At 44.6% G+C, this 14,111-nt stretch carries 11 protein-coding genes; 5 read left to right on the top strand and 6 right to left on the bottom strand.

The features are described 5' to 3' along the window. Together LT679_RS18350 and LT679_RS18355 are read left to right on the top strand one after the other, a co-directional pair. Window positions 1-732: hypothetical protein (locus LT679_RS18350; RefSeq protein WP_232179142.1), on the top strand; the 732-nt coding region annotated here is incomplete at its 5' end. Window positions 733-1,078: 346 nt separating this feature from the next. Then, the gene (locus tag LT679_RS18355; RefSeq protein ID WP_232179143.1) at window positions 1,079-1,744 is read left to right on the top strand and encodes a hypothetical protein; all 666 of its coding nucleotides are present in this window, start codon (window positions 1,079-1,081) and stop codon (window positions 1,742-1,744) included. A 62-nt stretch (window positions 1,745-1,806) separates the two neighbouring features. Here the strand turns inward: LT679_RS18355 and LT679_RS18360 are convergent, their stop codons facing one another. Next, on the bottom strand, window positions 1,807-3,666 hold the full coding sequence (locus tag LT679_RS18360) for an alkaline phosphatase (RefSeq protein WP_232179144.1): 1,860 nt from the start codon (window positions 3,664-3,666) through the stop codon (window positions 1,807-1,809). An 81-nt stretch (window positions 3,667-3,747) separates the two neighbouring features. Beyond that, window positions 3,748-5,124, bottom strand: coding sequence for a 3-keto-disaccharide hydrolase (locus LT679_RS18365; RefSeq protein ID WP_232179145.1), 1,377 nt, complete (start codon window positions 5,122-5,124; stop codon window positions 3,748-3,750). Window positions 5,125-5,344: 220 nt separating this feature from the next. Between LT679_RS18365 and LT679_RS18370 the strand changes: the two genes are divergently transcribed. Both LT679_RS18370 and LT679_RS18375 read left to right on the top strand, forming a co-directional pair. Further along, window positions 5,345-7,825 carry a M1 family metallopeptidase gene (locus LT679_RS18370; RefSeq protein ID WP_232179146.1) on the top strand — a complete coding sequence of 827 codons (2,481 nt, stop codon included), beginning with the start codon at window positions 5,345-5,347 and terminating at the stop codon, window positions 7,823-7,825. 86 nt (window positions 7,826-7,911) lie between these two features. Next, window positions 7,912-8,268: a hypothetical protein gene (locus LT679_RS18375; RefSeq protein ID WP_232179147.1), complete on the top strand. Its 357-nt coding sequence runs from the start codon at window positions 7,912-7,914 to the stop codon at window positions 8,266-8,268. Here LT679_RS18375 and LT679_RS18380 read toward each other — a convergent pair. Both LT679_RS18380 and cdaA read right to left on the bottom strand, forming a co-directional pair. Beyond that, entirely contained in the window at window positions 8,258-9,055 is a 798-nt protein-coding gene (locus tag LT679_RS18380) for a hypothetical protein (RefSeq protein ID WP_232179148.1), read from the bottom strand. The genes LT679_RS18375 and LT679_RS18380 overlap by 11 nt on opposite strands. 10 nt (window positions 9,056-9,065) lie before the next feature. Continuing rightward, window positions 9,066-9,857, bottom strand: a complete 792-nt coding sequence (gene cdaA / locus LT679_RS18385; RefSeq protein ID WP_232179149.1) for a diadenylate cyclase CdaA — start codon at window positions 9,855-9,857, stop codon at window positions 9,066-9,068. 162 nt (window positions 9,858-10,019) lie between these two features. On the opposite strand from cdaA, the gene LT679_RS18390 reads away from it, so the two are divergent. Continuing rightward, the gene (locus tag LT679_RS18390; protein WP_232179150.1) at window positions 10,020-11,333 is read left to right on the top strand and encodes a Gfo/Idh/MocA family protein; all 1,314 of its coding nucleotides are present in this window, start codon (window positions 10,020-10,022) and stop codon (window positions 11,331-11,333) included. A gap of 55 nt (window positions 11,334-11,388) precedes the next feature. On the opposite strand, the gene LT679_RS18395 is transcribed toward LT679_RS18390, so the two are convergent. Together LT679_RS18395 and recN are read right to left on the bottom strand one after the other, a co-directional pair. Further along, a complete protein-coding gene (locus LT679_RS18395) occupies window positions 11,389-12,201 on the bottom strand; it encodes an enoyl-ACP reductase FabI (protein WP_232179151.1) in 813 nt (270 codons plus the stop codon). Between the two features lie 215 nt (window positions 12,202-12,416). After that, window positions 12,417-14,072, bottom strand: a complete 1,656-nt coding sequence (gene recN, locus LT679_RS18400; protein ID WP_232179152.1) for a DNA repair protein RecN — start codon at window positions 14,070-14,072, stop codon at window positions 12,417-12,419. Window positions 14,073-14,111: the final 39 nt, after the last annotated feature.

Here is a 14,111-nt window from a genome sequence, read left to right on the forward strand (position 1 = left end):
ATTAACCGATTTTTGTATGTTAGCGACAACTTTAGCACATACATGAAAAAAGCTTACTTTTTCCTTATCGCGTTAGCAATCACTTTCACGGCCTGCAAAAAAGGTGTTGATGATTTTCCGGACACGCCAAACACCGGAAACATACCCGGCGGAGCTGTTAATGCAGCCTATCAACCTTTTGGTGCAGGCGCAAAATGGGTATATCACGCTACAGCCGGCATTGGTGACTTTGTTACGGAAGATACCCGTACTACCACATTAAACGGCAAATCAAAAAAAATAGACGGTCTGGTTTATTACGAGGGAACAACCACCAGTTCCACAAGCACTGTTAGCGGATATATTGGTTACAATAACGGCATTTACGCTCAACAAGTTGAGATTGCTGCAATAGGACTAAACTCCATTATGCCAATTTATAACGACCGTAAAAATATTGGTGAAAGCTATCTGCAAACATTTACCTATGTAAGCGAAGGCCAAACTGTTAACGCGCGCTTTAATGTCGAGCTGCTCGAAAAAGGCATAAGCAAAACCGTGCGCGGCAAAGTTTATGATGATGTTGTGCATACCCGCATAAAGCTTGAGGTAAACTTTGGTAATGATTGGGTATCCTACAGTGCGAATGACATTTACCTCGCCAAAGGTATAGGTATTATTTATGCCACAGCATCCGCTTTTGATATGGAAATTGATAAAATGGAGCTGGTAAGCTATACGCCAGGCAAATAATTTAAACCGGCTTATTTAACAAAGCGGAACGAAAGTCACATCGTTCCGCTTTTTTTTGCAGATTTTTTTCGCCACAATTCAATACACTAAGCTAATGTTTGATCGGTCAAAAAAAACCTGTCGTAATATTGTACCACACGCACGTTACATGCCGGCGAACCACTTTACACTAAGCAAAAATTTGTATAATATTTTTGTTACACAGCTGTAACGTTCCCCAATAAATATCCGTCAAGGTCTTTCAAAACGGCCACTATGCTGCAGAGGTACCCTGCAACTAATGTGGTAAACCAAAAACATTTATCAAATAATAACAGCCTGTATGGGCAATTTAAATTCAATCACAATGAAAAAAACTCTCTATACCCTTTTAGCTATAAGCGCTCTATTATTAGCATCATGCAAAAAAGATAACGACGACAATAATCCCGGTGGCGGCTCAAACACCTACCAGCCCTTCACCGCCGGGTCAGAATGGAAATACCGTACTGAAATAGACCTTGGCGAAGGCGCTCCATTGGTTGACACGAGCGTTAACACCATGACCGCCCAAACCAAAACCATCAACAACAAAAAGTATTACGTAGCTAAATCTGTGGATGATGAAGGCACTGAAGAAACTTACCTTGGCCTGAACAACAATGTGTACAGCACCATTATTAGTGATGAACTTGCAGGCAAGGATCTGGAATTTGCTTACCTGAACGAATCAAAGGCCGTTAATGAAAGTTGGGAAACGCTGTTTACTATCGATGACGAGGACGGTGACATAGAGGCACGCCTGAAAACCACCATTAAGGAAAAAAGCATTACAAAAACGGTTTTAGGCAAAAGCTACAACAACGTGATACATACCATAGTTGAAACCGGCTTTAAGATTAATAACAATTGGGTAACAGTAGCACAAATGGATTTTTACATTGCCAAAGGCATTGGTATGATTGCTACTTACGGTGGTGTAAACGGTAACATCTCTGCTAAAACAGAGCTGATGAGCTATAATATTAAATAACCATTCGCCATCTATCTATAAAACAAACGGAGTTGCTTATATACGGCAACTCCGTTTGTTATTTATCTGCCAGGGGCAAGCAACAGCCTCACTATTTTATTAAATATTTCGGTGTTTTGATATGTCCCGATAAATTCATTTGCATTTGGTCCGTAGGCAAACACCGGTACGTTGACACTGGTGTGGTCATTAGTACTAAAGCTGCCCAGCACCCTGCCCTCAGCGGTTGAAGCATCCAGCAAGCTGAGTCCACCGGTTTCATGATCGGCAGTTATTATCACCAGTGTTTCGCCGTTTTGATCGCCAAATTTAAGTGCCTCGCCAACGGTACGGTCAAAGTCGAGCATTTCGGTAATCAGAAAAGGCAGATCATTAGCATGGCCGCCATGATCTATCTGCGCGCCCTCGGCCATAATAAAAAAGCCGTTTTTATTGGTTGATAGCAGCCTGATGGTTTCCTTAAGCGATTGCGCCAGCATATCGCCACGGCCCTTTATTACAGGGTGGGTTGCAGCATCGCTTAACAGCACCAGTTGTTTGCCTTGCTTTTGCTGCTGCAATGCCGTAAGCGTAGTATCAACGGTATATCCTTTAGCTTTCAGCTTTTGCATCAACCCGGCATCCGGGTTATTGAAAAAACTCTTTTGGTTTGATCCTATCAGTACATCAACATTACTCGTCAGTAAATCGGCAGCTATGGCGGTAGAATTAGTACGCTCGGTATTGTGCGCGTAGAAGGCAGCTGGGGTAGCATCGGTAATATCTGCACAGCTGATAATGCCGCTTTTTATCTTTTTGGTGGCCAGCGTATCAGGTATACGCGTCAGTTGTGCTCCTGCCGGATCGATGCTGATATAACGGTTATTGGTTTTGTGGCCGGTTGCCATGGCTGTTGCACCCGCCGCGGAGTCGGTATTATCAGAATTAGCTGCTCGCGTTTGCGAAAATCCACTAAAACGGCATTGCAGAAGATTTAACTGCCCGTGGTTTGCTGTGAGCCCGGCCTGAATTTGCGCCAGCCCCATACCATCACCAATAAGCAGGATGATATTTTTTACCGGCTTTTTCAACCCATCGGTTTTATATGTTGGCGTGTATATTGGGTGAGGTTTTGGGTTAATAAATTCCAGTTTGTAACGATTGGCCAAAAAATCATGCAATTGCTGCGAATGATCAGTGTTGATCCAATCCGCACCAAGTTTTTGTAGTTGAATCCAGGTGTTAGGGCTATCCTGCGTTGCCCAAAAGCGGAAAGGTTTGCCTTTGCTGTGGGCATTATTAATCAGCGTAGCAAGTTTGAGTGAATCAGGCCCGATCAAAACGCCTTTGCCATTCCATTGTGTATAGTTGCCTAAGTCGTCGCTTATCATGGCCACATGTTTTAGCTGCGCATCGGTATAACTAATATTAGGCCTACCGTCAAAGTAAATATAAGCCGGGAATTGATCAAACGCTGCCGGCGCAGGCATGTCGCCACTCAACACGATCTTTACAGTATTCTTACCTCCCTGAAAAATATCCTTAAAAGGCTCGAGTTCTTTGATTAACGCCGGTATTACATGCGCTTTATCTTCCTTGATATCAACCACCAACTGTAGGTGCAGGGCTGAATCAGCATAAGGGCGACCGCCGTTTTTTCGGAACAGTGCGGCAAGCGGCTTTAAGTAAAGTTGAGTAAGTGTGCGGCTCTCTTCAATCTCCTTGCGTTCGTGCGCAACATATAATTTGTTGTTCAGGTAGAAAACATCTGCCTCTATAGAACCGGCCTGGGCATAGTACGCCTGCAAAAAAGGGATATTCTGCTTATAATCATTATGGCTATGCGCTTTGTTAATAGCCACGTTTTGAGCAAAAGAAGTTACGGCAATCAGTAACGAAACAACTGAAACAAGCGCCGAACGTTTTAGGGCAGAATACTTCATAACAATTGGCTAAGCTATATTATGAAAGTAAAGTGATTGTTAGCTTTTAATAAACTAACAATCACTTTATGGAGGTTACCGTTACAGGTTGCGCAATTTAATATTGCGGAAGCTTACTGAATTGCCATGATCCTGTAGCAGGATGTGCCCCTCCGGCGCTTCGCCAAAGTTTGGCCATACTTTGTATTTACTGATGGCTACCAGGTCTTTAAATTCCTTTGAGCCACGATCATACTCCAGCACCTTAACACCATTCAGGTAATGCTCCACATGGTTGTTAGGGTAAACCACTACCCTGCCAATATTCCACTGGCCGATGGCGTGTGTAAACCGTGGCTGCTTTTTGGCTGTAATCAAATCATATAACGATGCCAGCGTGCGGTTACCGTCGCGCCCTAATTTAGCATCCGGGTGGCGCACATCATCCAGCACCTGGTACTCCAGGCCGATAGCCGAGCCTTGTGTTTTTTCGCCAAGCGTAACAAAATACTTCACCCCGCTGTTAGCGCCTTCGGTAAGCCTGAACTCGAAAGAAAGGTCAAAGGCCTTGTATTGCCCATCGCTTACAATATCACCACCATTAGTTGATTCTGCCCCGTTTGATGGCTCCACGCTGATTAGTCCGTTACTGATGTTCCAGCCCTTTGCCGGAAATTTATCACTGCGGGCACTGTGCCAGCCGGTACTGGTTTTACCATCAAACAACAGCTGCCAGCCGCTTTGCTTTTCAAATGCCGACAGGCTATTCGGCGTAAGGTTTACCACATAAACATCTTTATTAAAAGGCTCGGGCTTTAAACCCTTTGTTTTTATCTGGATGTTTTTAAACCATATTCTCTTGTCAGCCTCTTCAGGTTTACTTACCGCGTGTACTTGCAGGCCAATAAAACCTTTGGCATCTACGGTATCAATAACATAAGCCATCGGCACGCCGTTGATCCAGGTTTTCATCTGGTTACCAATACATTCTATTTTAATATGGTTGTACTCGCCAACTTTAAAAGCTCCTTTCGCTTTAGCGTTCAAATCCATCGGGTACAGCCAGTCGCGCCTGCCCTCATCATAAACACCACCTGCCCATGCCCTTGGCGATGGGTCAAACTCGCACTGGCGGCCATAAACCTTACCCTTACCGTTGTTGGCCGCGGCATCAAAGTGGCTGCGGGTTTGTACGCCCGAATTACTGATGGCATTCTCTAACTTAGCATCCAGTTCCAGTACAAAATCGCCATACTCCTTTTCAGTAACCAAAAACGTGTTGCCACTGCCGGTAACGGTTGTACCTTGTATAGCGCCGTCAACCACCTTGTAATCGGCAGTGCCGGCAAGGCGCTTCCAGCCTTTAAGGGTTTTGCCATCAAACAGGCTGGTGTAACCTTTTTTTGTTTGTGCTGATGATGCTCCGGCCAGCATGATTGCTGCAATAATAAGCGGCAGTATTTTGCGGTTTGTTTTCATATATTGGTTGATAGAAAATTAAATATACAATACGCCTAGTATTGTATATTAATTGGTTAGCTAAACTTAGTGGTAAATATAGCCAAACAGACTATTTTACGTGTAACATTTTGGCTATTTGCAGCATCTTAACCGGAGTAATTTTAGCCCGACTTTAATTATGTAAAGATTGCAGGGCTTTATTAATATTTTAAATTTGCGTTTTAACAACCTCATTAACATGAAAAAAATGCTGATTGCAGAAGCCCTCCTAATGGCTGCCTGCATTGTACCGGCTGTGGCTCAGCAAAAACCGGCCGACGATCCTAAATTAAAGATCTACCGCGAAACCGTTACTAAAATTAACGACCTGGTGCACACCAAGCTCGACGTGCGGTTTGATTACAAAAAACGTTACCTGTACGGCAAGGAGTGGATTACCCTGAAACCACACTTTTACCCTACCGACAGCCTGCGACTGGATGCTAAAGGGATGGACATCAAAAATATTTCGGTTGTTAAAAACGGCAAAAATGTGCCGCTTAAATTTACTTATGATAGCCTGTCGCTGGCCATTAAATTGGATAAAGTTTATGGTAACAACGAAACCTATATTGTATACCTTGATTATACAGCAAAGCCTGATGAACTGAAAGCCCAGGGCAGCGCCGCCATAAGCGATGCTAAAGGTTTATATTTTATTAACCCTGACGGCACGGAGAAGGATAAGCCAACCCAGATATGGACGCAAGGCGAAACGGAATCATCATCAGCATGGTTCCCTACTATTGACAAGCCGAATCAAAAAACCACCCAGGAGATCAGCATGACGGTACCTGCCAAGTACGTTACCCTATCAAACGGCCGTTTAGCCGCGCAAAAAACTAATACAGACGGCACCCGTACGGATACATGGAAGATGGAGTTGCCGCACTCGCCATACCTGTTTATGATGGCTGTGGGCGATTTCAAGATTTATAAAGATAAATGGCGCGACAAGGAGGTTAACTATTACCTGGAACCAAAGTACGCGCCTTACGCTAAGGAGATTTTCGGCTTTACGCCGGAGACTATGGAGTTCTTCTCCAAAAAATTAGGCGTTGATTATCCCTGGAACAAATACGCGCAGATTGTAGTGCGTGATTACGTGAGCGGCGCCATGGAGAACACCAGCGCTACCCTGCACGGCGAATATGTACAAGGCACTCCGCGTGAGCTGATGGATGCCGGTTACGATGGTGGCCGCAGCACTATAGTACACGAGTTGTTTCACCAATGGTTTGGTGATTATGTTACCGCCGAAAGCTGGAGCAACCTTACGGTGAACGAATCATTTGCCGACTTTAGCGAAACCATGTGGGCCGAGTATAAATACGGCAAAGACGAAGGCGGCGCGCATATTTATGACGACCTGCAAAGCTACCTGCGTAGTGCCGACGCTAAAAACAAAAACCTGGTACGCTTTCATTATCATGATAAAGAGGATGTATTTGATGTGGTTACCTACCAAAAAGGCGGTACTATATTAAACTACCTGCGTAACTATTTGGGCGAGGATGCTTTTTACAAAGGCTTAAGTATCTACCTGAAAACAAACGCCTTTAAGAATGGCGAAGCGCACCAACTACGCCTTGCCCTTGAAGAAGCCAGCGGCCGCGACCTGAACTGGTTTTTTAACGAGTGGTATTTCAACGCCGGCCACCCGGTGCTTGATATTACTTACAAATGGGATGAGGGCACCAAAACCCAAACCGTTTACGTTAACCAAACCCAAACCGGCGATGCCTTTATTTTACCTATAGCGGTTGATGTATACGCCGGCGGTAAAAAAGAACGCCATCAGGTATGGCTGCGTAATAAGGCAGATACCTTAACCTTTAAAGTAGCATCAAAACCTGATTTGGTGAATGTTGACGGTGATAAAGTAGTGCCGACTAAAAAGACAGATAAAAAAACGTTAGAGGAGTTTGCATTCCAGTACGCTAACGCGCCTTTATATGTTGACCGTCGTGAAGCTATTGCCGCGGCAATACCTGCGCAAGGCGATAAAAATGCTCAAAAGATTATTATTGCCGCTTTAAAAGATAAGTATTATGGCCTGCGTATAAAAGCAATTGACGCCGCCAATATGGCGAATGACGATGTACGAAATGCAGCACAACCTATCCTGATGGATATTGCCCGTAACGACAAGGATAATAATGTTAAAGCTGCTGCTATCACCGTATTAGGTAAATTAAAAGCATCAGGCATGATCAAGATTTTCCGCGATGGCGTACAAAGCCAATCGTACGCGGTACAGGGAGCATCATTAAACGCTTTGGCACAACTTGAGCCGGCGGAGGCATTAAAAGTAGCGAAATCTTTAGAGAATGACAGCAAAGGCGCATTAGCTACCGCTATTATGGGCACCTATGCAATTGCCGGCGGCGATGCGGAATGGCCTTACGTGTATGGCAAATACAAAGAAATGGGCATACAAGCTCAGTTTGACTCTGCCCAAGAGTTTGCTGACCTGGCCGGGCGCGTTAAAAACCCTGCTTACGCACAGCAAGGTATTGAGGTGCTAAAAAACATGGGGGTTAAATACAAAAAATATGGCATTGCGCCTTTTGTAATTACTACCATAACCGGTATTAAAACCAAACGTACCGAATTAAAAGATGATGCATCGGTAAAAGCTGCTGATGATGCCATCAAAGCAATAAATGATGCCAAGTAATTAAACCTTACTTGCAACATTAAGTCTAAAGGGTTGTCTTGTAGTAATACAAGCGACCCTTTTTTATTACAAACCGGATTGTTATCATGAAGAAAATTGCTCTTATTGCCCTTTTTTCGGCCGCTTTCAGTTACGCACGTGCGCAGCAACAGGTAGTTATTACGGCTCAGCCTAAAAAGTCTGATCAAAACAAAAGCTATGTACTCCCAACGGATAGTAGCAGAGTAAAATCAAACCTAAATGAGATAGTAGCTGTACAAAGCGGGCCGATCAATAATGATATTATAGTATACAGCCGTATGCCGGTATCAAAAATTCATCCCTACAACAGCAAAATGCCGGTACAAGGTAAAGGCAATAAAATTACAGGTTATAATATGCCGGTAAAAAAAGTACAAATCATTAATCCGGATACCGTGGGCAGGGTGAAGATTACTCCGTAGTTTTCGGAATTAACTTTATGTAGTCCACTATTACCTCTTGTGTTGTAAAACCGGGAGTTACCTGACCAAGATCTGCCGCGTCAACACGCACGTTTCGAATGCTGTATTTACCGCTTTCAGTTTGAACAACCGATGATTTATGCGTAATAATCCAGTTGAAGTTTTTTAGGTTCATATCATATTCAAAAGATATTTCTCCCACCGGAAATAGATCATTCGCCGCATTGCCTGCTACTTTTATAAGTTTACAATAGTCAACTTTTTTTATCACTGGCCTGTATTTTCCCTTTTGCGGGATAATCAGCCAATCCATCAGGTCGCCATTCCCATTAACCGGAAACTCAAAATCCACATAAGCCAGACTATCTACCTCCGTCCTGTAAGTATATAAGTAAGTGGCTGTATACATTTGCAAAATATCCGGGCGACCGTGCTGCCTGAAGTGTTCAACCCGATCAGGATAAACTACCTCAGCGCTTATAAATCTCAGATCGTTAAAGAACGCCTTTCCCGAATAGCTGATTATTGAGTCCTCTACCCTTTTCTTATAAACCAATGCCTTTTCGGGTATTTGTTTGATATCGATGGGCTTACGCAAAACATTCCAATTTGCTGCAGTATCGCCACCAGCGGCAAAAACATAACTTGGCGCATTACCTATATACCGGGCATGGTGCACGGTGGTACGCCAGGAGTTGTTGGTTATGATACTTTTATCGATAGCACATTGAGCCGAGGCTTTAAACCCGTAAAGCGCAACTAACGTGAATAAAAGCCAAATCTTCATTTCAAAAAGATTAAAAATCCTTGTTCAACAATTTCTCTAACTCGGCAAAGCTGATGTTCATTTTTACACGGCCTTGTTTGGCGTATGATATTTCGCCGGTTTCCTCTGATACGATGATCGCTGTTGCCTCGTTGGCTTCGGTAACGCCTATACCTGCACGGTGGCGAAGGCCGAACTGTGCAGGCAGGTCGCTTTTTTCTGTCAGCGGCAAAATACAGCTGGCTGATTTGATCTTGTTCTCGGAGATGATCACCGCACCATCATGCAGTGGACTATGTTTTTGAAATATACTTTCCAGCAAACGCTTAGATATGCGGGCATCCATCATCTCGCAGCTATTTTGGTAAAACTGCTCGTCGTATATCTTTACAATCACAATCAGCGCGCCGGTGCGCGATTGCTTCATGCTTTTGCAGGCATCAATTATAGGCTTAATGCGGATGTAGTTATTCTTTTCAACTGTACTCTTACCAAAAAAATATTGCCACCATGCCCGGTTGCGCTGTAAGGATGCGTTTTTACCCACTAATAACAAAAAGCGCCTTATCTCCTGCTGAAATACCACTACAATAGCAATAATGCCCACATTCATAAAGTTGCCCAGGATGCCGGTAAGCAGCTTCATATCCAGCGCGCGCACTACAAAGTACAGCGCGCATACCACGGCTAAACCAATGAATATATTGGCTGCGATAGTGCCCCGTATCAGGTTGTAAAGCTGGTAAATAATAAAGGCCACCAACAGCACATCCAATACATCAAACACGGTAACCTTTACAAAGCTGAAATCAAATGAGTGCATATACTAAGGTAGTGGAAATATTATGATTACAAATATGACAGGTTTTATGTTGAAGTTAAGCAATAATTGCTTTTGGGCGGTAATTTAATCGCGAGATTACTGAAACTTAACGGCGGAATATTGGTTTTTAGTAAAAAATATTAACCATTAGTATAGTAATTTATGAGTAACAATAACATACCGGACAATAACCATGGCTATAACCGCAGGCGGTTTATTGGAAATGCCGGTAAAACCATTATAGCCTCAGGCATCATCGGCGCATCATTAAATAACGAGGCCGAGGCACAAACACCTACAGGTACCGGCAGCAAAAAAACCAGCGACGCCATAAAGGTTGAATTACCGCCCATCCACGCACCAAGCGAAAAGCAAGATAAATGGCCGGCCATTTCACCACCTGCAAAACGGGTTGGCTATGCCCTGGTTGGTTTGGGCAACCTAACCCTTGGCGAATTGCTGCCCGCCTTTGCAGAATGCAAATATTCAAAGGTAGTGGCGCTGGTAAGCGGCAGCCCCGATAAGGCAAAAAAGGTAGCCGCTCAATATGGTATTGCCGATAAAAATATTTACAACTACCAGAATTACGATAGCATAAGTAAAAACCCGGAGATAGACGCGGTATATATTGTGCTGCCGAACTCCATGCATAAAGAGTATACTATACGTGCGGCGAAGGCCGGTAAGCATGTACTGTGCGAAAAGCCTATGGCCAACTCATCCGCCGAGGCGCAGGAGATGATAGATGCCTGCAAAAAGGCCGGCAAAAAGCTGATGATTGCCTACCGTATACAGTATGAACCGCATAACCGCCTGGCCATGCAATGGACGCGTGACAAGAAATATGGACAGGTTAAGGTGATCAACTCTGTCAACGTTCAAAACTCCGGCGCGCCACCACAATGGCGCCTGGACAAGAAACTGGCTGGCGGCGGCTCGCTGCCTGATATTGGCTTATACTGCAGCAATACCAACCGCTTTTTATTAGGCGAAGAACCGCACACCGTATTGGCCAGCATGTACAGCACACCGAATGACCCACGCTTTAAAGAGGTGGAAGAAACGGTGATGTTCCAGATGTTTTTCCCGAGCGGGGCGGTGGCAAACAACTTATGCAGTTATGGCGTGCACGACTCCAAGCACTATCGGTGTTATGCTGATAACGGCGGCTGGTTCGGGCTCGACCCGGCTTTTGCTTACCATGGCTTAAAAATGGAAGTATCGCAAACACAAGGTGATATCGAAATGAAACAAAATCCGTCTAAAGGTGAAAAGAACCAGTTCGCGCTGGAGATCGATCATTTTTCGGAATGCGTAATGGACAATAAAACACCTTACACGCCGGGTGAAGAAGGTTTGCAGGACCACAAGGTATTGGAAGCTATCTACGAATCGGCCCGCACCGGCAAACCTGTAAAACTGGAACGTATTGATAAGCTGGACGCCTTTAGAGGCAGCCCGCCGACGGAAAAGTAGATCAACAAAAAAGGAGACATCGCTGTCTCCTTTTTTGTTAGTATTGCTTAGCTGATTATTTAGCCATTTGATCAATTACGGCCTGTGTTACGCCGGTGTATGAAAAACCACCATCGTGATACAGGTTTTGCATGGTTACCATGCGCGTAAGGTCAGAGAAAAGAGTTACTACATAATCGGCACACTGATCCGCATCGGCATTGCCCAGCGGGCTCATTTTCTCGGCAAATTCAATAAAACCGTCAAAGCCTTTGACACCTGAACCGGCGGTAGTACGCGTTGGTGATTGTGAGATGGTATTAACACGCACCTTCTTTTTCATGCCATACTCGTAACCAAAGTTACGGGCAATGCTTTCTAATACGGCTTTGTTGTCGGCCATATCATTATACCCAGGGAAGTAACGCTGAGCAGCTATATAGCTCAATGCCACTACTGATCCCCACTCGTTTATTACATCCTGCTTCATGGCAAGCTGTAAAATACGGTGCAGGCTCAGGGCCGATATATCAAAACCTTTAAAAGTATAATCGTAATTATTTTCAGGATAAGGGATGCTTTTACGAACGTTAACGCTCATACCAATTGAGTGCAGTATAAAGTCAACGCCGCCGTTAAAGTGCTCCTGTGTTTTGGTAAGCAGGTTTTCAATGTCCTGGTTACTGGTAACATCGGCTGCAATAACCGGCGCGTTGCACTCCTCGGCCAATTTGTTTAGCTCGCCCATGCGCAAGGCAATAGGTGCATTGCTTAATACTATTTCGGCACCTTCCTGTACGGCGCGCTGTGCTACCTTCCAGGCTATTGATTGCTCGTTAAGGGCACCAAATATTATCCCTTTTTTACCTTGTAATAAATTAAAAGCCATTATATGAGTTTTTTATAATCGGGGTAAAGTTATAATTATTTTTTCAGTTGGCGGTGTTCAGTTGGCAGTTTGCGGTGGGCAGTTCGCAGGGGAGAGTTCGCAATGGGCAGTGGACGGTTTACAGTGGGCAGTTGGCGGCTGTCTTTTAACCCAAACAACTGCAAACTGCTAACTAAAAGCAAACTGCCCACTGCAAACTGCAAATTCATAAAGACTTATAAAGAAAGCAATTCCCTTGCATTTTGCAGTGCACTTTCGCCGGGCTTGTCGCCGCTTAGCATTTTGGCTATCTCCAGTACACGTTCCTGCTCGGCAAGTGGCTTTATGCGGCTATAGGTAACGTCGCCCTGCTGATCTTTATACACAAAAAAGTGTTGCTGACCCTTGCTGGCTATTTGCGGTAAGTGCGTAATGGTGATCACCTGAAGGTTAGCGGCCAGGCGCTCCATAATCTGGCCCACCTTGTTGGCAACCTCGCCGGATACGCCCGTATCTATCTCATCAAAAATAATACTTGGCAAAGCGGTATACTGCGCTACTAATGATTTAATGCTCAGCATTACCCGCGATAGCTCGCCGCCCGACGCTACCTTGCTCATCTCTCCCGGCGCATGGCCTTTGTTGGCCGAGAACAGGAAACGTACCGTATCAGTACCTGTTTTGGTAAAATCAGTAGCTTTGTTCAGCTCAATTTTTAATACCGAGCTCCCCATCCCCATTTCGGCCAGGGTATCTATCACTTGCTTTTCAATAGATGGAATAGCCTTACTGCGTTTGGCCGAAAGCCCGGCCGACTGCTTCTCCAAATCCTTTTTTATCGCTGCAATTTCTTTCTGCAATTTCTCAATAGCATCATCGCTTGATATAGCCTGCTCTATTTTGGCAGATAGTTCATCCTGCAGTTGCAGCAAGTCGGCATTGGTGTTTACCCGGTGCTTTTTTTGCAGGTTATACATCACGCTCAGCCTGTCGTTCACCTCGCCGGCACGCGCCTCGTTGGTAAAGGTGCGCTGCTCCAGGCTTTCAATTTCGGCGGCAATGTCTTTCAGTTCTATAACTGTACTGTTAAGGCGTGCATGCAGATCCTCAATCTCCGGATTAAATTTTTCCAAAGCCGATAATTGCTGTCCCGCCTCTTTCAGTTGCGCCAATACCGCAGCTTCGCCGTTCTGCAATAAATAATTTGCTCCAAGCAGATTGCGTTTTATTTCTTCGGCATTGTTCAGGGTATAGAGTTCCTGCTCCAGCTGTTCTTGTTCGTCGGCTGCCAAACCGGCTTTTTCCAATTCATCAAACTGAAACTGGTAATAGTCTAAATCGGCCTTGGCTTTCTCGCTATCATCAATCAACTGTTTTAACCGGGCATTTTCCGCGCGGTATTGTTTAAACTTGGCCTGATAAGTTTCCAGCTGCGCTGTATTGCCAGCCACGGCATCAACCACCATTAACTGAAAGTCAGGATCGTTAATTTCGAGCGTTGCATGTTGGGAGTGTATATCAATGAGCTTTTCGCCTAATTGTTTCAGGGTAGTCAGGTTTACCGGGGTATCGTTAACAAAAGCGCGCGATTTGCCGTCGGCCGATATTTCACGGCGAAGCACAGTTTCGGCATCGTAATCCAGATCATTTTCTGCCAAAAACTCTTTTATACCCAGATTATCTACACGGAACAAGCCCTCGATGATGCATTTTTTTTGCTGATTAAAAAAGTAACGGCTCTCGGCACGTTGGCCTAATATAAGCGACAGTCCACCCAGAATAATGGATTTACCCGCCCCTGTTTCGCCGGTGAGTATGTTGAGCCCTTTATCGAAACTGATCTCCAGGTTGTCAATCAGCGCGTAATTGTTTATGGTTAGCTTTTGAAGCATAATTAAGCGTATCCGTTTTTTGCGGACACTAAATTACAA

Source organism: Mucilaginibacter roseus (genome assembly GCF_021215455.1).
Taxonomy (GTDB): Bacteria; Bacteroidota; Bacteroidia; order Sphingobacteriales; family Sphingobacteriaceae; genus Mucilaginibacter; species Mucilaginibacter roseus.